This is a genomic window from Anoxybacillus sp. P3H1B (genome assembly GCF_001560855.1).
Taxonomy (GTDB): Bacteria; Bacillota; Bacilli; order Bacillales; family Anoxybacillaceae; genus Anoxybacteroides; species Anoxybacteroides rupiense.
On the sequence record NZ_LPUG01000012.1, the window covers coordinates 39,103 to 55,981 of the forward strand.

Consider the following 16,879-nt stretch of genomic DNA (forward strand, 5'->3'; position numbering starts at 1 on the left):
CATGCAACGAATCATTTTCACCAATGCAAGAGGTCAATCCGTGGAGCTGAAATCATCAGCTCCTTTTCTTTTGCAAAGCGTCGATGGGCTTGGTGATGTTGACGCTGATATTCAAATGCAGAAGGCTCCGTTTCAAGATGGAAGCACATATATTGATTCAGTTTTGCAAGAGCGAGCCATTTCAATAGAAATCGCCATTCTTACAAGGGACACCACGACATTGCTGCAACAGCGTCAATACCTCGCTTCTGTATTCAACCCGAAGCTTGGCCCTGGAAAGCTTCGTTACGAAAACGGCGAAACCATTCGCGAAATAGAAGCCGTTCCGGATGGAGTTCCGGTTTTTCCGAGTGGGAGAGAAAATCGAGGGCCAATCTTCCAAAAGGCGATGGTGAATCTTCTTTGCCCTGAACCGTTTTGGCTCGATGAATTTAGTACGAGTGAAAAAATGTCGTATATCCTGGGAGGGTTGTCTTTTCCGTTGCGACTCGGAACCAAGTTTGCTCAACGTGGGTTTAAAAAGGTTCTGCACAACAAAGGAGATGTTTCAACGCCTGTCACGATTGAGTTCTACGGACCGGCTACGAATCCAGTCGTATGGAACCGAACAACAGGGGAGTTTGTACGGGTCAATCGTTCTCTTGGCGAACAGGACAAACTTGTTATTTCTACGGAATTTGGAAACAAAAGTGTTGTCGTTGAAAACGCAGACGGAACGACCACAAACGTGTTCAACTGGATTGACCTTGAGAGTTCCTTTTGGCAACTCGTTCCGGGAGAAAACCTTATTGAATTTGGTTCGGACAGCGATTCCACAAAATCCCGTGTAGTTATTTCTTATAAAAATCGCTATCTATCAGTCTAGGAGGTGGGAACATGCCAGAAAAAAGCGGTTTTTTTGATTCAACAGCAGAAGACCCAAGAGAATACACAGCCGATGAATTCGCCGAGTATTTTAGACGGCTATTGACTGACGGCATTTTCAATGGCGGCACAAATCTGAAAGTAGAAGCCACTGGCACGGATATGAAAACTCATATTTTACCGGGATACGCTTGGATACAAGGATATATGTACAAGGTCTATGATGAGCCTTTGTATTTGCAGCACGACCTTCCAGATGCACAACTTGACCGGATTGACCGTATTGTTTTGCGTTTGGATACATCTCTTGAAGTGCGTAGCATTAGAGCTGTTGTTTTGAAGGGGGAGCCTGCTGCGAATCCCGTTGCGCCTTCAATCGTACGTGAAAACAATATCTTTGACCTTTCTCTAGCGCAAGTACGAATTATTGCAGGGAAATCGTATATTGAGGCGTTTCAAATCACAGATGAACGCCTTGATACCAATGTGTGCGGTCTTGTAAATTCGCTTATTCAAGCTGACACTACGGAAATTTTTAATGAATTTTATTCATGGCTAGAAACGAAAAAAAATGAATATCAACAAGACTGGGAAGATTGGTTTGCGAATGTTCAAAATAGCGGTTTTGAGACTCCTTCTGGCGCCCAACAAAAAGCCAATCAAGCCGAAGCAAACGCAAAAGCATACACCGATACCGCACCGGAAGCGATGCAACGGAACCTAGCAAACTTCAATGTTTACAAAAGTGGAAAAGACGCAAATGGAATTTTTACGACGGTTGAGTACAAGCGTCCCAATGGCACATTATATGCAAAATCTGTGCTGACCGGAGGAACGAGTCCGCAATACACGACGCGAACAATTACTTATTACGACACCGACGGTACAACAGTATTGCGAGCGGACACATATACACTTGTTTATGATGCAGATGGGGATTTAATCAGCGAGGTGAAACAATAATGCCGATGATTGATATTCGGGCGCATGGCGGCGTATTTGGAGGAACTAAATACAGAAAAGGGTATAAATTCAAACCTAACGAGTTAGGTTTATTGTTTTCACCGATAGAGGAATTATATCTAGGAAGTACAGATAACCGTATTGACGCTTTGGTTATGGATGATACCGACGAATCATTATGGATTGCAGGTTATTCAACAGCATCGGGCAACCGTTATTGTTATAAACTCGTCTATGATGGAAGTTATAACTATATGCAGTACAAAAACGTTTTAAGTATTAGTGGACTTAACCAGTCGGCATACCCAAGTAATTTATTAATCATGCCCGGTCAACCTTATGTATATATGAACGACCAAGTATTTAGAAGATGGAATAAAAACACAGGAGCGCTTATTAATTCCTTTTCAAGGTATCTTAATATTGTTACTGTATCAAGGGACGGACAGTATATTTATGGTTATGATGAAAGTACGCTAACTCTTTATAAGTTAAATCCCGATTTGAGCGTAGCCGGTCAAATGACAACCGTAAATAGATGGAATAGTGATTATGCATTTGTCGGCAATAGATATTTCATCATGCATAACTATAACAGTTTAGAAGGCGGTAGTTATCCTTATAAAACAGTTTTGTACGATATGGAAACAATGACCGGACCAATTTGGAAGCAGGGACAAAACCAAAATGAAGGCGTGACGAATGGAGCTGACAATCCGTTGTTCAATTATACTGACGGAACATATATTTGGAAAATTAGGGGGCAATATATTCACAAATATAGAATTAGTGATATGTTCAAAGAACAAGAAGTAAGGGTCATTAACGGCACTGGTAATACTTTAGCAGGAATAATTGATTATGATAGTCAATATTTTGGCGTTTTTTATCAAAGCAGTTCGTCAGCGCCAAGAGTATTGCGTTTGCTAAAAAAATCGGATTTGTTAACGTTCGTCGAGTTGCCATACGGATTAAAATTTGATTATAGTTCAAATGTTTTGTGTTATAACAAAGAAAAAAGTCAAATTATTTACAGTTTGGGAGATGGCGTTTGGAAAGTAAAAAGGTTTAGAGATGGATTAATAATTAAATAATAAAGCGAGGGATAAGTGAAATGGCATTGATTAAATTAGGTAAAATAACGAATAACGTTGCTTCGGTTGATGTTCAAGTTTTTGACCCAAGTATTCTTCCTGAAAATGAACTTGAAAATTATATTGAGGTTGGAGAAATACCAACATCGGAAGTAATAGCAGGAAAAATGCCTATACTTATGTATAATTTAGAAACCAATGAACTGTTTTATGAATACGTTGACCGTCCGTTAACACCGGAAGAAAAATTGCAGCTACTGAAACAGGAGAATCAAGACTTAAAGGAGCGAATTGAAATCACGCAACAAGCATTAGATGATCTTATTTTAGGAGGTATGTAACATGGCAAACTATCTCGCTCAAAGAATCCTTGACGGAGCATACACATACGAATTTGTGATCCAGCGTCGACCGGACTTAAAGGAGGGGATTGACGCTTATTTAATTTCTAAAGGTAGAGAGGAATTAATAAAACAATAAGAAAAGATTAATCAAAATTCATTTTATACAATTTTTGTATTTTACGAATATGTGTAATATCCCCCAGAAATATTTTTATGTATAAATTTATCAAAATGTGTAAATTTGAACCGAAAAATCTATATTAAAAGTGATAAAATAGTTTTCGATAGTATAAAAAGATTAGGGGGATCAGTTTGGAATGTTAGAGAATAAATCCATGTACATTGCTAATTTTAATTGTACTTTTGGGAAAGATAACAAACCTATGTTAGAACATTTTGAAGATATTATACTTCCGGCTTTTCAAAGCAACTATATACGTGAACACGATGGAAATAAATATTTTTTTGATAGTGTGAAATTGACAATGGTAAATGGACAATTTATGTTAGTCGGTTTAATTATAAAAAGAACTAAGCTAGAGATTAAATCCTTATATGAGGAAGAAAAGGGGTTAGTGAGAACTAATAAAGTAGTACCATCAGATCCTTATTCATATTTCTTGATTAATTTAAAAAATCATCGACTTGTTTTAGTTAAAAACCAAAAAGGTAGTCCAAGTCTCTCGAATTTTTCGTCTACCGCAAAACATGTTCTTTCTTTATATGTAAAAGAAACAAACAGGGAGATAGAAGAAAAAGATGCTAAACTTCCTAAAGCGAATTTGAATGTTGTTGCAATACCATTTGCAGGTGTAATCAAAGAGGAACTCAAAAGGGTAAAAAAAATTAAGAGGGTTACTCTGAGGTTCTACCCACTTAATGGGGATGTTTCAACTAATGAAACATTTAACTACTTGAGGGAAATGTTAGGGGAAGTTGACAGCAATAGTGGATATACACAATTTAATACACCAAAAAATCGTGAAAAGATAGCTGAGCTCCTTGACGATACAAAAGGACTTGTAAAACCTTCTGTTCAGGTGGTTTATAAAAATGGTTCTTTGAAAACACTAAGAGATGAAGAGTTCACTGAGGAAATGAAAATCCCTTTAGATGATCAAGAGACTTTTCAAGAAAATATCAATAATATTGCTGCTAAGGCTATCAATAGAGAGGAATTTGATGAAACAAGCGAAGAGAATCAGAAAATATATGAGAGGTTTTTCGATGGATTGATGAGCTTGTATAATAAATTATTACGATAAAGCAGGAGGTTGTAATGAATCAAAAAAGAAGGGAAAAGTTAAAAGAAAATACAGAAAGATTGCTTAGTGAACATTCTTCTCCTACAAGTAAGAACCCTTCTGATGTCTTGATTATAGAAAGCATTAAATTTTTAGCACCATCTAAGCGAAGAAAAAAACTTTTATTATTAGTATTTATTGGTTTATTCCTTTTGTATTTTTTTGTATTAATAAAAAACGGGCGCGTTATTAGTAATTTTATGGATATTGTTAAAGAAGTCAGCGAGATAGTAATCCCGACTTTTGCTGTAGTTATAACTGGATATGCCATTTTTCAAGCGCTTGCTAATGGCTCTACTTTAATCAATCTAATAATAGTTAATGGTAAAAAAGGGAGTAAATTCGAAGAATATAACTTGTTTTTTCTAGGAGTCAGTATCCTATATCTGTTTATCATGCTATTGAATTTAGTATTGTTTATAATTTTTAAAAATATTCCGAAAGAATGGTGTATAAAATCTTTGTCAATTGAGGCTAATAACGCTTTAGCATCTCTTTTGATAGCTTTTTACTTGACGTTTATAATAAATGCCATTATCGAATTGAAAAGTTTTATATATAACTTATATCAATGTTTTAACATTAATGCAGCATCTGAGACAATAAATTATTTAAAAGAGCCGGAGGAAACAAAGAAATAAGATAAAAATGTTAGATGAATACCTTTTTAAGGAGGTGACACATGAAACCGATTCGGATTTTGACACCGGCACTCGATTTACTCGTAGAAATTGATGACTATGAATCGTTGCTATTCACAAGGCGATGGCACGGAGTGGGGGAATTTGAGCTGCGTATCAACCGGCATAAACGGCATACAGAATTGCTGCAGCGCGGCAATTTGATTATGCTCGGCTCACATCGAAACAAGGTTGGTATCATCAAACATCGTGAAATTGTGCTTGATGAAAACGGAAAAGCATCGGAAAACTGGCTCGTGAAAGGTATTGCGTTGAAAGGAGTCGTGGCGCAACGGATTACGGTTCCTCCTGATGGCGATAGCCATGACCGAGCAAATGGAGCTGCCGAAACGGTCATGAAGCGCTATATCGACAATCACACTGTCAATCCTGCCGATGTGAAACGAAAAATTGACATGCTCGTTCTTGCTTCTGACCAGCAGCGTGGTTCACAAATCAATTGGGAATCACGCTTCAAAAACCTTGCCGATGAATTGATCGAGATTTCCAAAGCTAGCGGGCTTGGATGGGATGTGTTCCTCGACTTCCAACAGAAAAAATGGATATTCGATGTATTTGAAGGGCGGAATCTCACAGTCAATCAGACAGAGAATCCGCCTGTTATTTTTAGCCCGCAGTTTGAATCGCTGAAACAATTGAGTTTTGTTGAGTCTGACTTCAACTATCGCAACTATGGCTACATCGCTGGCCAAGGAGAAGGAACTGATCGCCGTGTTGTCACGGTTGGAGAAGCTGAAGGACTTTCAAGGATTGAAACATTCATTGATGCCAGAGATATATCGGAACAAGATGGAGATCAGCAGTCGTTGCCAGAAGAGCAAGTCATTGCGAAACTTCGGGAGCGTGGCCAGCAAAAGCTTTCGGAGTTTGCCGAGGAATTTTTCCTCGAGGGACAAATTCTCACGAATTCGCCTTTTGTATATGAAAAGGATTATGATCTCGGAGATATTGTGACTATTCAAAGCCGGGAATGGGGCGTGACGCGGGATACGCGCATCACCGAAATCAAAGAAATATACGAACCAAGCGGCTTTCAAATCGAGGCGACGTTTGGCGAGAGCAGGCCGACGCTCGTGAAAAAGTTGAAACAGGAATTGAATCAAATTAGTGGAGAAGTCCGAAAATAGGGCTTTAAGGAGGTTCTTCTATTGGAGCAAAAAGACTACGAACGAATTGCCACACTCGAGACCCAACTGGCAGCATTGTCAAAAGGGCTTGAAAGAATTGAATCGAAGTTAGATGCGTATAGTGCGAACTTTTTGACACGAAACGAAGCTGAACTGCGTTTTGGGCAAATCGAAATACGTCTGGACAAACAAGAAAAGAACAAAAGGGAAAATATTTCTTTGCTTGTGAGCGTCAGTGCCTTGGCGGTCACTTTTATTTTTGCACTTTTAAATTATCTGAAGAGCTAGAAAGGATGAAAGATATGGAAGCAATTTTTTCAATTGAATTCACGGCGTATGTGGCGTTGGCCGTATTGTTGTATGCTATTCGTCAAGCTACCAACCTTTCAAATCGCTATATTCCGATTGTTGCAGTATTTCTAGGCGTTGCTTTTGCAGGCTTTGAAAACCGCGCCTTTTCGTTTGAAGTTCTCGTTGCTGGATTGAAATATGCGCTGTATGGTATCGGTTCGGTGGCGACAGTGAAATATGCTTTGGAGAAAGGGGAGGACCGAAAATGAAAAAAATCTTTTGGGACAAAGGGCACGGCGGCAGTGATCCAGGAGCGGTTGCAAATGGGTTGCAGGAAAAGACCTTGACACATCAAATCGTTGAGTATGCTGTAGATCACCTATTTGAGAATTACACTGGATTTGAGCAACGTGTCAGCCGTGCAGGAGATCAAACGCTGACATTGAGCCAGCGTGCCAAAATGGCGAACGATTGGGGAGCAGACGTATTTGTCAGCGTGCATATCAACGCTGGGAAAGGAGCTGGATTCGAAAGCTACGTTTACAACGGCGGCGTTTCCTCTCAAACAGTCGCGTTGCAAAACGTGCTGCATGGTGAAATTTTGTCCACGATGCGTCAGTTTGGAAATATCACGGACCGAGGCAAAAAAAGAGCTAACTATGCGGTGTTGCGTGAAACGAAAATGCCAGCTGTCCTAACCGAGAATTTATTTATCGATTCCAACGATGCCAAACTATTGAAAAACGAGGCGTTCCTCAAAGCTGTCGGAGAAGCACACGCACGCGGCATCGCAAAATTCTTGGGATTGTCACAAAAATCAAAACCAATGCCATCGCAACAAGTGCCTGACGGAAAACTATATCGTGTGCAAGTCGGCGCCTTCAGCGACCGCCGGAATGCTGAGAATCTAGCAGAAGAACTGAAGAAAAAAGGATACCCAGCGATTATCGTATAGTCCCTGCCGTTTGGCGGGGCTTTTTGTTTTTATAAGTCAGCATAATGCAAAAAGCCCCTCTCATTCGAGAGGGGCCTAAATTAATTTTTAGCAGCTTTATCAATTATAAGAGTAAATAGTCCTGGAGATATTTTTGTAATTTGTACATAATAGCCGTTTTCGTTAAAGAATCCTGTTGTTTCTTCGCTATTCAAAAAATCCGTTAGTTGATTGGCTCTTATTCCTAGGCTGTGAATTGTTCCATTCAAAATAGCTATACCTCGATCATTCAGTATCTGATCGTCAGGTAGTTTTTGAAGGAAAGATATTCGTCTTAATTTTTTGTCGTGTCCATAAATAGCACGAAGTATTAATTGAGAATCTTTGGTTTCCTCATAAAGTAAATCTTTATAGTATCCCTTATTATCAAGTTTCATTAACTTACCTTCTTGGATTGGTACAGCTCCAGAGGTTGAGTTGTAGCCAGATATAAATTTATCTAAAGTAATCGGAAAGAAGGGGAGCTTATCCAAGCTATTATCAATTTTTGTCTGTGTAGATTCGTCTTTCGCTTTCGTTTCCGTTTTATCAACACTACATCCAGCGAATAAAAACACCAACAATATCAGTACACTCATAAAAAATTTTTTCACTCGTTTTTCCTCCTTAGGTGTATGTTTTAATACTTTTTATTATACTACTCGCTTTAAGTAGATTCTTTTCTTGTTTCCTCCTCATACCATATGTCTTCAATTCTCATCCCTAATGCTTTAGCGATCCGAAAAGCAACAGGGAGTGTGGGTAAATTCTTATTGTTTGCTAATGCACTCAACTGCGCGTGGCTTATTTCAGCTTTTTGGGCCAGCCATTTTTGTTTAATCCCTAATTCGGCCATTATGATTTTTAACCTGCACTTTATTCCCATTGTTATTCACCTCATAATACTTCACTTCTTGTTCTTTTAAAAAAGATCAAAACTTTTTTTAGAAAAAATCAAAAGGACAAGATATATTGGACAAACCATCTTTCATACTCTTTACCATACTCGATAAAATTCCTCATAACATACCCGATTTCCTTCAAAGCTAGTAATCTCAAAGTCTTTTAGAAAAACAGGGAATAAAGGGAGGAATGTAGATTGGAACACGAAGGGGTATTGCATAGCATTTTTCAAGCCTATGCGGAACACCGAAAGAAACACAGGAAAATGAGCGAGTTTGAGTATCTTGACCACACACCTTATCTACACAGTTCGGACTATCTTCGTGAGTTATATCGAGGAGCGGACACAAAGAGGAAGAAACAGAAGCTATTCGACTACATCAAGAGGTTCGAAGTCGGTGACAAACAATACAAAGGCTACTACTCATTGTACGAACAGATCGGCAAGGAGTTGGGGCACATTGAGGATGAGGAATATATCAGCATACCGAAGTCGCTCATTTTGGATTACGTAGCGGAGATGATCGAAGACGACGGAAGCGAGTGGTATCAACGGAATTTTTACAAACATCCGAGGGGGAACAAAAAAATGATCGAAGTGATTGTCGGCGGGCTTGTGTTGATTGGAATTGCCTATGCGGAAAATCGTGGCTGGGTGGACAAAGATAGCGTGTCCCTTGTCTTGAACGTGGGTATGCAGGCGGGAATATGCGCGAGCATGTTCTACCTCATGCACAAGTTGTCCGTTTTGTTCTTGTGACATGTTCCCACGCATATTCCCATACAGAACACGGGCGGGCAGACCTGTGTTTCTTATTTCTCATATATGTTCAAGCTATCGGGAATATGCCCGTTTCTTAGGATAGTATCTCTTTTTTCGGAGGTGTTTTTTCTTGCTTGAACTTCTTGCTATTCCTGTCCTTTCGGGTGCGTCGGCGTTGTACGTCGGTATGAAAAAGCGTGATGTTGACGAAATGGCCATACGGAAAGTTTTCAAAAACCTCAAAGTGGGCGCGGTGGAAGGGAAAGATTTTGTCTATCCGAAGTTGATTGCTACGGAGCAAAAAGATTACGGTGTCCGATATGTCTATCGTGTGCCGTTAGGGTTGCCAAAAAAAGTGTTGGAACCTATTGAGGAAATACTTTCATCTACACTCGACAAGCCTGTTGAAGTCACATTCAAGAAGTGGCTGTACATCGACGTTTTTCACAACGACATCCCGAAAAAAGTCCTCTATCGTGATGTTCCAGACATGGCAGGCTGGGTCGTGCCACTCGGGTTTAATGAGAGGGGATGGCACTTCCATGACTTTGACAAAACGCCACATTGCACACTCAGCGGAACGGCAAGGTTCGGAAAAACCGTTATGCTCAAAAACATGATGACGTATCTAATTGAACATCATCCGGATGATGCGGAATTTATTATCATTGATTTAAAAGGAGGATTGGAGTTCGAAAAATACAGGGATTTAAAGCAAGTTATTGAGGTTGCCAGTGATCCGGTAGAAGCATTCGAAGCGTTACGCATCGTTCATATGCTTATGGAGCAGCGTATGGCGGAATTCAGGAAAAATGGATGGACCAATATTGTTGATACACCTTTGCAGAAACGTCTTTTTATCATTGTCGACGAAGGGGCTCAACTAGCGCCAGACAAATTCATGACCAAAGCACAAAAGGATATGTTGGCAGCGTGTCAATACACTCTTGCAGAAGCGGCACGAGTTGCAGGGGCTTTAGGTATGCGGCTCATCTTTTGCACACAGTATCCGACTAGCGACACCTTACCGCGTCAGATCAAACAGAATGCGGATTTAAAAATCACATTTCGTTTGCCAGCTGGGTACGCTTCGATGGTTGCGATTGACGATTACGGGGCAGAGGAACTGCCATCGGACATAAAAGGCCGCGCGATCGTAAAAACACATGAGAAAAAAATCGTTCAAGTGCCATACATCACTGATGATGAAATGATGAAAAGGATGGAGGTGTACCGAGTTGCAAAGCCTCAAAAATCAAAAGATGGGGGAGAGACAAGAGAAGATTTTGTACGCTTTGAGTGAGTTAGGGGCATTGAGTCGCTCACAGCTGCAGCATATGTTTGAGTTGGGCAGCAAACGGAACGCAAACAGGATTTTACAACAAATGGGCGAGTATCTTCATCATGTCCGATTGAACGAGAACATTTACTATTTGAACAAGAGAGGACGTGAGTTGGTCGGAGCAAAAAAAGAGTTTAGAAAAAATGGTCAGCTCGAACACACACTGATGAGGAACGACATTTATATCTTTTATCATTACCCAAAAACTTGGAAAAGCGAATGCAAAACAGAATGGAAAGAGGACGGAAAAGAATATCGAATCATTTCCGACGCACGTTTCACCTATCATGACCAGTTGTATTTCCTCGAGGTTGATCTACAGCAACAGATGCCGAAAAACAAACAAAAGATCGAGCTATACGCTTCCTTGTTTCGTGTCATTCAGCGCCAGCAGATCGGCGAACCTATTCTACTCTGGTACACGGTTTCGCAGACAAGAAAAGAGAAGCTGGAGAAATGGTGTAAGGAATATGGTATTACGTATGAAGTGTTGTGTAAACAGGACTTTTAAACAGGAACGAATGTTTGTTTTTTTCTGTTGATTACAGAACTAATGTTCGTGTACAATGTAAATAAGGGGGAGTGATTGTTGTGAAAGGTTTATTATTACATTCATTATCTACGCAACAACCATTAGAAATGATCTATTTGTCTGACAAAGGTGTGATCAGCCAGAGAGTTATTATCGTTGAGGAAATTCAGAAAAATAAAGTTGTAGCTTTTTGTAAGCTTAGAAACCAGTATAGGACATTTAAAATTGAAAATATTTTATCCATTAGCATTGCAAGGAAGAAAGGAAGAAAAGCATGGGCAAGTTAACAAAGAGACAAAATGAAGTTTTGATGGTCATTGTTCAATATCTAGAAAAACATCATTACCCACCGACGATGAAGGAGATTGGTGAAATGCTAAACATCTCCTCAACTTCAACTATTTTTGCTCATCTAGAAAAATTACGAAGAGAAGGTTATATTACATGGGAACTCGGTAAACCAAGAACACTAAGAATCTTAAAATTAGGCATCAATTAATTATGATGCCTTTTTTAAATGCTCCTAAAGCTCAATCTGTATTGTATAATATTTATTAGGATATTATAAATTAAATTTGATACACTGAAGTGTATAGGGTGTATAGTTGTATCAGTACAATCGCCATTCGACTCTCATGTCTGCTTATAAAAACATTAAAGATGAGAAATTTCGTTACTATATTCTCAAGCAAAAATCGGATGTGTTTCACGCGATGACCACATTTTTTAGAAAAGAGGAAAATAAAACACTTGTATAGCCCTTGCGTGATGCAGGGGTTTTTTTATCATATCAGAATTTATGATCTTGCCTTTTTTAAAAGAAGTGAGGCGCTGTCTAGCTTCAAGCGCCATCGGCTCGAATCGCTCCTCTCCGTATTGCGGCGGTTCCTTCATTCAGCGACGGCGCAGGACCAAACTTGGCTTGGTTCGAGCTCTCCTCAGTGGGGCTTGTACGATCTTCGCCAGTAGGTGGATGTTTTGCCCTTTTCTTACGAAGCAGGCCATCGAGGTGTTGCTAGCTCCTCTCTCTCGATGATATGATAAACTCATATAGTAATAATTGGAATAGTGAGGATGATCATACATAGATGTTTATTTAAGAAGATGGCGTGGCCTGAATTCGCAGCAGAAGCCAGACCTGTAAAGATTGATCAATATGGGGAATGAAACGACAAAAGGATAAATGCAGAGAAGAAAGAGAGGGAATGGATCATGTCAAATTGGAAAGAAGAGATCGTATCATGGGGAAAGGCGGTTGGAATTGCCGTTATTATTGCAGTCGTAGTTAGAAATCTAATTTTTGCTCCTTATATTGTGAAAGGGGAGTCCATGCTGCCGACTCTGCAAAATGATAATCGCCTGATCGTGAGCAAGTTCAGCAAATGGGAGGGATACAAGCACTTTGATATCATTGTATTCAATGCTCCTGATTCAAAAGAAAAGTATATCAAAAGAATTATCGGCTTACCCGGAGATACCGTTGAAATGAAGCATGATACTTTATACATTAATGGTAAAGCCTATAATGAACCATATTTAAAAACATGGAAGGAGAAAAATGAGACGGAAGGCCTTGTGACAGGAGATTTTACTTTGCAGGAAATTACAAATAAAAAAGTCATTCCAAAAGGGTACGTTTTTGTGTTAGGGGATAACCGTTTAGTCAGCAAGGATAGCCGTTATTTTGGACTTGTGCCAATGAAGGATATTGTAGGTAAGGCTGTATTACGGATATGGCCAGTGGATGAGGCAGGATTAGTGAAATAAAGCAACTGTTTTTATACCTTTTAACATAATCCATCGAGGAGTCTCCCACTTCTTAACGGAGTGGAAGTGGGGCGGTTCATTAAAGATCATTTCTTTTATAAATAACCCTCCCATCGTTTTTCGTTTTAAGCATTCGCGGGCGATCGCCGCGAATGCTTTTTTGTGTAAATAGGATCCTGTAAGATAAAGCGCTCCTGTCTTATCAGTCTGACATAAAGAATGGGTTAGTGAAACGCTAGGAAAGTGAAAGATTCAAGCTCCTCCCTCAGAAGGAAGCCATTTTATTAAGAAAAAATTAAGAAATGATTTGCATAATAGGACTAGCCAATTTAAATAGTTTCAATAAGGAGGAGTCTGTATTGAAAAAATGGATAGTTATATTCATTGTTGCCATTGTGGTGATTGGCGGAGGTGTTTGGATTTGGTCAATGGGCAAAAAAGATACTGTTGTAGCGCAAACACCTACAGCCTCTGTGCAAAAAGGAAAGTTGGAAGTGAAGGTAAGTGGCAATGGAACGATCCAGCCTGTTACAAGCGAAGATCTCAAAGCAAAAGCCAACAAGGAAGTAGACGAAGTCCTTGTTTCTGAAGGCGAGAAAGTGACAGAAGGGCAAGAGCTGATAACTTTTACAGATGGCAGCGATCCAATTACGGCGCCGGCAGCTGGAACGGTGACATCAGTAGCAGTAGAGCCAGGACAGCGAGTAACAATAGGTCAAGTTGTTGCTCATCTTACTAATTATGATGATTTACAAGTGACGGTACAAATCGATGAATTAGATATTCCGAAAATAAAAGCAGGCCAGACCGCAAGCGTGAAAATCAATGCATTTCCCAATACAACATACAGCGGCAAGGTGACCTCTATTGCAAATGAGGGAACCGTCTCTAATGGTGTTTCAACATTTGATGTGACAGTGCATCTTGATAAATCAACCAATGTGAAGGTTGGCATGACAGCAGAAGCAAGTATTTTAGTAGAAAGCAAGGATAACGTGTTATACGTGCCGATTGAAGCTGTTAATACGATCAATGGACAAAAGTTTGTTGTTGTCACTGACCCATCTTCTTCGGAAAATGGCGAAGCTACTAGACGACAGATCATAAAAACAGGGATCAATAATGAAGATTACGTAGAAATCACTGAAGGATTAGAAGAGGGAGAGATTGTTCAATTGCCGAGAACGGCAGTTACAAGCTCAAATATGAATAACAGAATGGAGTTTGGCGGAATGATGAACCGTATGCCGCGAATGAATGGGGCAGGCGGTATGGGTGGCAGAAGCTACCGAGGAGGGGAGTAGGCAAATGGCCAAGTCAATTATTGAAATACAAAATATGACGAAAACATACCGCCTAGGCGGTGAGGTGGTCCAAGCCTTACAAGGAATTTCTTTGCAGATTCACAGTGGCGATTTCCTGGCGATTGTTGGACCCTCTGGTTCAGGAAAGTCGACTTTTATGAATATGATCGGATGCCTGGATCGACCAGATGCTGGCAGCTATTTTCTTGATGGAAAAGAAATTGCCAGATTGAATGACAATGAACTAGCAGCCATTCGAAATGAGAAAATCGGTTTTATTTTTCAAAATTTTTTCTTATTGCCGCGCCTAACTGCGCTGGAAAATGTCGAACTCCCTCTATTGTATAGAGGAATGAAAATAAAAGAAAGGCAGCAAATAGCGCAAGAATGCCTTAAAAAAGTCGGATTAATAGAACGTGCTCATCATTTGCCAAGCCAACTATCAGGCGGGCAACAGCAGCGTGTGGCAATCGCGCGAGCGCTTGTGGGCAATCCTCCTATTTTGCTGGCAGATGAGCCGACGGGAGCACTTGATAGTAAAACGAGTCAAGAGATTATTAACATTATGAAAGGACTAAATGAACAAGGGCATACGATTATTATCATTACCCATGATTGGGAAGTGGCCAAACAGGCGAAGCGCATCGTACGTATTCAAGATGGTCGTTTATTTGAAAGCAGAGGTGATTTCATTGAGGCTTCTTCAGTCGATTAAAATGGCGATGCGCAGCATTCGCGGCAATAAGCTACGTTCTTTTTTAACAATGCTTGGAATTATTATTGGCGTGTCTTCTGTCATTGTTTTAATTTCGATTGGCCAAGGATCAAGTAAAGCTGTAGCAGAGCAAATTAATCAATTAGGAACCAATTTATTAACGGTCAATGTGATGAATTCAGATATTGTAAAACTGACGGTAGAAGATACCGAAAAATTTCGTAAACTGGACGGGGTGAAGGAGATCGCTCCAGTTGTATCAGGGCGTGTAAGTGTTAAAAATGGCACGACCGCTACGCAAGTATCGTTGATCGGGACGACTGCTTCCTACCAGACTGTGCGAGAGGCTCAAGTTAGCCAAGGGCGCTTTTTGTCAGATATCGATGTAGAATATCGCCAAAAAATAGCTGTTTTAGGAGCTAATACTGCGCAAACGCTGTTTGGAATGGAAAATCCGGTCGGAAAATATATTCAGGTGGATGGAATATCTTTTAAAGTAGTAGGGGTGCTTGCATCCAAAGGAGGTTCCATGGGACAAAGCGGCGATGATGTTATTTTGCTGCCGCTTTCAACGGCACAGCGTATCACGAAGAATACCAATGTACAAACCATGTATATTCAAGCAAAAAGTGCTGAACAATTAAACTGGATAATGGCAGAAATCGAACGAACTTTGATGCGCATGTTCCCAGACCATCAAGATAGCTATAGTGTTTTTAATCAGCAAGATTTAATGGATACAATGAGTTCGGTGACAAATACGATGACCATGATGCTTGGAGGAATTGCAGGTATTTCACTTTTAGTCGGCGGAATCGGGATTATGAATATTATGCTCGTATCCGTTTCAGAACGAACGAAAGAGATTGGAATTCGTAAAGCCATTGGTGCCAAACGAAGAGATATTTTACTGCAATTTTTAATTGAGGCCGCTGTGTTAAGTGCTTTTGGAGGGATAATCGGCATTGGACTTGGTTTAGGAATTGGCCAAATACTCTCTGTGACGCTGAAGTTATCTGTGTCTTATTCTGTGTCTGTCGTGCTCATTGCATTCTTGTTCTCGTTAATTGTCGGTATTGTCTTTGGGGTCTTTCCGGCTAGCAAAGCGGCAAAGCTCGATCCGATTCAAGCACTCCGTTATGATTGATTTTGGAAATGAAGCGATCGCCTTTTGCGACCGCTTCGTTTTGTTGTATATTGGAAAGAAGGAGGGGAACTGGGTGCGGCTATTAATCGTAGAAGACAATGTGGATTTATTGCAATCGATTATTCAAATTTTAAATGATGAGTTTACAGTAGACAGTGCGACAAACGGCGAGGAAGGGCTATTTTTGGCACGGCAAAATATTTATGATGCAATCATATTGGATGTGATGCTTCCTGAAATCGACGGCTTTGCGATTGTTCAGAAAATGAGAGCAGAAGAGATTCAAACGCCAGTTCTATTTTTAACGGCAAAAGATTCGCTTGAGGACCGGGTAAAGGGACTTGATTTTGGCGGGGATGATTACTTGGTAAAGCCGTTTCAGGCTGCGGAGCTAAAGGCGCGCCTGCGTGCTTTATTAAGGAGAAGCGGCAGCTTAACGACGAATCAAACCCTTCGCTATCGCGGGATTGAATTGCTAGGAAAAGAAAAGGATATTAAAGTCGATGATCATTTCATTCGCTTGACTGCGAAGCAATATGAGTTGCTGGAATATCTGATCAATAATAAAGGAACGATTTTAACGAAAGAACAAATTTATGATCGTGTATGGGGATTTGATTCAGATACGACGATTGCGATTGTCGAGGTATTTATTCATCATTTGCGCAAAAAACTGGAGCCGTTTGGCTATCATACAGATATTAAAACGATTCGCGGCGTGGGATACATGCTTGCGGAATCATAG

General features: G+C 40.1%; 23 protein-coding genes and 1 pseudogene. 22 read left to right on the forward strand and 2 right to left on the reverse strand.

Features of this window, described 5'->3' with window-relative positions:
- The first annotated feature begins 1 nt into the window (after position 1).
- From AT864_RS07470 to AT864_RS07515, 11 genes are all read left to right on the forward strand, one after another.
- Complete coding sequence (locus tag AT864_RS07470; protein ID WP_066147847.1) at positions 2-865, forward strand: phage tail family protein; 864 nt, start codon at positions 2-4, stop codon at positions 863-865.
- An 11-nt stretch (positions 866-876) separates the two neighbouring features.
- Complete coding sequence (locus AT864_RS07475) at positions 877-1,827, forward strand: hypothetical protein (RefSeq protein WP_066147851.1); 951 nt, start codon at positions 877-879, stop codon at positions 1,825-1,827.
- Entirely contained in the window at positions 1,827-2,921 is a 1,095-nt protein-coding gene (locus AT864_RS07480; RefSeq protein ID WP_066147854.1) for a hypothetical protein, read from the forward strand. Before AT864_RS07475 ends, AT864_RS07480 begins: the two co-directional genes overlap by 1 nt.
- Positions 2,922-2,941: 20 nt before the next feature.
- Entirely contained in the window at positions 2,942-3,262 is a 321-nt protein-coding gene (locus AT864_RS07485; RefSeq protein WP_066147857.1) for a hypothetical protein, read from the forward strand.
- A 1-nt stretch (position 3,263) separates the two neighbouring features.
- A complete protein-coding gene (locus AT864_RS18130) occupies positions 3,264-3,401 on the forward strand; it encodes a hypothetical protein (protein WP_197431008.1) in 138 nt (45 codons plus the stop codon).
- 181 nt (positions 3,402-3,582) lie between these two features.
- Positions 3,583-4,530, forward strand: coding sequence for a hypothetical protein (locus tag AT864_RS07490; protein ID WP_066147858.1), 948 nt, complete (start codon positions 3,583-3,585; stop codon positions 4,528-4,530).
- A gap of 14 nt (positions 4,531-4,544) precedes the next feature.
- Positions 4,545-5,210: a hypothetical protein gene (locus AT864_RS07495; RefSeq protein WP_066147859.1), complete on the forward strand. Its 666-nt coding sequence runs from the start codon at positions 4,545-4,547 to the stop codon at positions 5,208-5,210.
- A 41-nt stretch (positions 5,211-5,251) separates the two neighbouring features.
- The gene (locus AT864_RS07500; protein WP_066147862.1) at positions 5,252-6,397 is read left to right on the forward strand and encodes a siphovirus ReqiPepy6 Gp37-like family protein; all 1,146 of its coding nucleotides are present in this window, start codon (positions 5,252-5,254) and stop codon (positions 6,395-6,397) included.
- Between the two features lie 21 nt (positions 6,398-6,418).
- Positions 6,419-6,685 carry a hypothetical protein gene (locus AT864_RS07505; RefSeq protein WP_066147865.1) on the forward strand — a complete coding sequence of 89 codons (267 nt, stop codon included), beginning with the start codon at positions 6,419-6,421 and terminating at the stop codon, positions 6,683-6,685.
- Between the two features lie 14 nt (positions 6,686-6,699).
- Positions 6,700-6,957: a hypothetical protein gene (locus AT864_RS07510; protein WP_066147869.1), complete on the forward strand. Its 258-nt coding sequence runs from the start codon at positions 6,700-6,702 to the stop codon at positions 6,955-6,957.
- Entirely contained in the window at positions 6,954-7,643 is a 690-nt protein-coding gene (locus AT864_RS07515) for an N-acetylmuramoyl-L-alanine amidase (protein ID WP_066147871.1), read from the forward strand. Before AT864_RS07510 ends, AT864_RS07515 begins: the two co-directional genes overlap by 4 nt.
- An 80-nt stretch (positions 7,644-7,723) precedes the next feature.
- On the opposite strand, the gene AT864_RS07520 is transcribed toward AT864_RS07515, so the two are convergent.
- The gene (locus tag AT864_RS07520; protein ID WP_066147873.1) at positions 7,724-8,275 is read right to left on the reverse strand and encodes a hypothetical protein; all 552 of its coding nucleotides are present in this window, start codon (positions 8,273-8,275) and stop codon (positions 7,724-7,726) included.
- Positions 8,276-8,328: 53 nt separating this feature from the next.
- Positions 8,329-8,541 (reverse strand): helix-turn-helix transcriptional regulator, encoded by a 213-nt coding sequence (locus AT864_RS07525; RefSeq protein WP_369815510.1) that lies wholly within the window; start codon positions 8,539-8,541, stop codon positions 8,329-8,331.
- 219 nt (positions 8,542-8,760) lie between these two features.
- Between AT864_RS07525 and AT864_RS18305 the strand changes: the two genes are divergently transcribed.
- From AT864_RS18305 to AT864_RS07575, 11 genes and pseudogenes are all read left to right on the forward strand, one after another.
- Positions 8,761-9,324 (forward strand): hypothetical protein, encoded by a 564-nt coding sequence (locus AT864_RS18305; RefSeq protein ID WP_231734610.1) that lies wholly within the window; start codon positions 8,761-8,763, stop codon positions 9,322-9,324.
- A gap of 133 nt (positions 9,325-9,457) precedes the next feature.
- A complete protein-coding gene (locus AT864_RS07535) occupies positions 9,458-10,630 on the forward strand; it encodes an FtsK/SpoIIIE domain-containing protein (RefSeq protein WP_066147878.1) in 1,173 nt (390 codons plus the stop codon).
- 34 nt (positions 10,631-10,664) lie between these two features.
- Positions 10,665-11,180, forward strand: coding sequence for a replication-relaxation family protein (locus tag AT864_RS07540; RefSeq protein WP_231734617.1), 516 nt, complete (start codon positions 10,665-10,667; stop codon positions 11,178-11,180).
- A gap of 80 nt (positions 11,181-11,260) precedes the next feature.
- Positions 11,261-11,488 carry a hypothetical protein gene (locus AT864_RS07545; RefSeq protein WP_066147882.1) on the forward strand — a complete coding sequence of 76 codons (228 nt, stop codon included), beginning with the start codon at positions 11,261-11,263 and terminating at the stop codon, positions 11,486-11,488.
- Positions 11,476-11,700, forward strand: a complete 225-nt coding sequence (locus AT864_RS07550) for an HTH domain-containing protein (RefSeq protein WP_066147885.1) — start codon at positions 11,476-11,478, stop codon at positions 11,698-11,700. The genes AT864_RS07545 and AT864_RS07550 overlap by 13 nt, the downstream gene beginning before the upstream one ends.
- A 112-nt stretch (positions 11,701-11,812) precedes the next feature.
- Positions 11,813-11,959, forward strand: a pseudogene (locus AT864_RS18310) (sporulation protein YhbH); the annotation flags it as partial.
- A 454-nt stretch (positions 11,960-12,413) separates the two neighbouring features.
- Positions 12,414-12,968 (forward strand): signal peptidase I, encoded by a 555-nt coding sequence (lepB, locus tag AT864_RS07555; protein ID WP_066147887.1) that lies wholly within the window; start codon positions 12,414-12,416, stop codon positions 12,966-12,968.
- Positions 12,969-13,327: 359 nt separating this feature from the next.
- Positions 13,328-14,272 carry an efflux RND transporter periplasmic adaptor subunit gene (locus AT864_RS07560; RefSeq protein ID WP_231734611.1) on the forward strand — a complete coding sequence of 315 codons (945 nt, stop codon included), beginning with the start codon at positions 13,328-13,330 and terminating at the stop codon, positions 14,270-14,272.
- Positions 14,273-14,276: 4 nt separating this feature from the next.
- Positions 14,277-14,987 carry an ABC transporter ATP-binding protein gene (locus AT864_RS07565; RefSeq protein WP_066147892.1) on the forward strand — a complete coding sequence of 237 codons (711 nt, stop codon included), beginning with the start codon at positions 14,277-14,279 and terminating at the stop codon, positions 14,985-14,987.
- The gene (locus AT864_RS07570; RefSeq protein WP_231734612.1) at positions 14,965-16,134 is read left to right on the forward strand and encodes an ABC transporter permease; all 1,170 of its coding nucleotides are present in this window, start codon (positions 14,965-14,967) and stop codon (positions 16,132-16,134) included. The genes AT864_RS07565 and AT864_RS07570 overlap by 23 nt, the downstream gene beginning before the upstream one ends.
- A 73-nt stretch (positions 16,135-16,207) precedes the next feature.
- The gene (locus AT864_RS07575) at positions 16,208-16,879 is read left to right on the forward strand and encodes a response regulator transcription factor (protein ID WP_066148364.1); all 672 of its coding nucleotides are present in this window, start codon (positions 16,208-16,210) and stop codon (positions 16,877-16,879) included.

Coding starts and splice junctions, on each gene's coding strand:
- AT864_RS07470 (WP_066147847.1), top strand. CDS start 2: ATGCAACGAATCATTTTCACCAATGCAAGAGGTCAATCCGTGGAGCTG.
- AT864_RS07475 (WP_066147851.1), top strand. CDS start 877: ATGCCAGAAAAAAGCGGTTTTTTTGATTCAACAGCAGAAGACCCAAGA.
- AT864_RS07480 (WP_066147854.1), top strand. CDS start 1,827: ATGCCGATGATTGATATTCGGGCGCATGGCGGCGTATTTGGAGGAACT.
- AT864_RS07485 (WP_066147857.1), top strand. CDS start 2,942: ATGGCATTGATTAAATTAGGTAAAATAACGAATAACGTTGCTTCGGTT.
- AT864_RS18130 (WP_197431008.1), top strand. CDS start 3,264: ATGGCAAACTATCTCGCTCAAAGAATCCTTGACGGAGCATACACATAC.
- AT864_RS07490 (WP_066147858.1), top strand. CDS start 3,583: ATGTTAGAGAATAAATCCATGTACATTGCTAATTTTAATTGTACTTTT.
- AT864_RS07495 (WP_066147859.1), top strand. CDS start 4,545: ATGAATCAAAAAAGAAGGGAAAAGTTAAAAGAAAATACAGAAAGATTG.
- AT864_RS07500 (WP_066147862.1), top strand. CDS start 5,252: ATGAAACCGATTCGGATTTTGACACCGGCACTCGATTTACTCGTAGAA.
- AT864_RS07510 (WP_066147869.1), top strand. CDS start 6,700: ATGGAAGCAATTTTTTCAATTGAATTCACGGCGTATGTGGCGTTGGCC.
- AT864_RS07515 (WP_066147871.1), top strand. CDS start 6,954: ATGAAAAAAATCTTTTGGGACAAAGGGCACGGCGGCAGTGATCCAGGA.
- AT864_RS07540 (WP_231734617.1), top strand. CDS start 10,665: ATGTTTGAGTTGGGCAGCAAACGGAACGCAAACAGGATTTTACAACAA.
- AT864_RS07550 (WP_066147885.1), top strand. CDS start 11,476: ATGGGCAAGTTAACAAAGAGACAAAATGAAGTTTTGATGGTCATTGTT.
- lepB (WP_066147887.1), top strand. CDS start 12,414: ATGTCAAATTGGAAAGAAGAGATCGTATCATGGGGAAAGGCGGTTGGA.
- AT864_RS07565 (WP_066147892.1), top strand. CDS start 14,277: ATGGCCAAGTCAATTATTGAAATACAAAATATGACGAAAACATACCGC.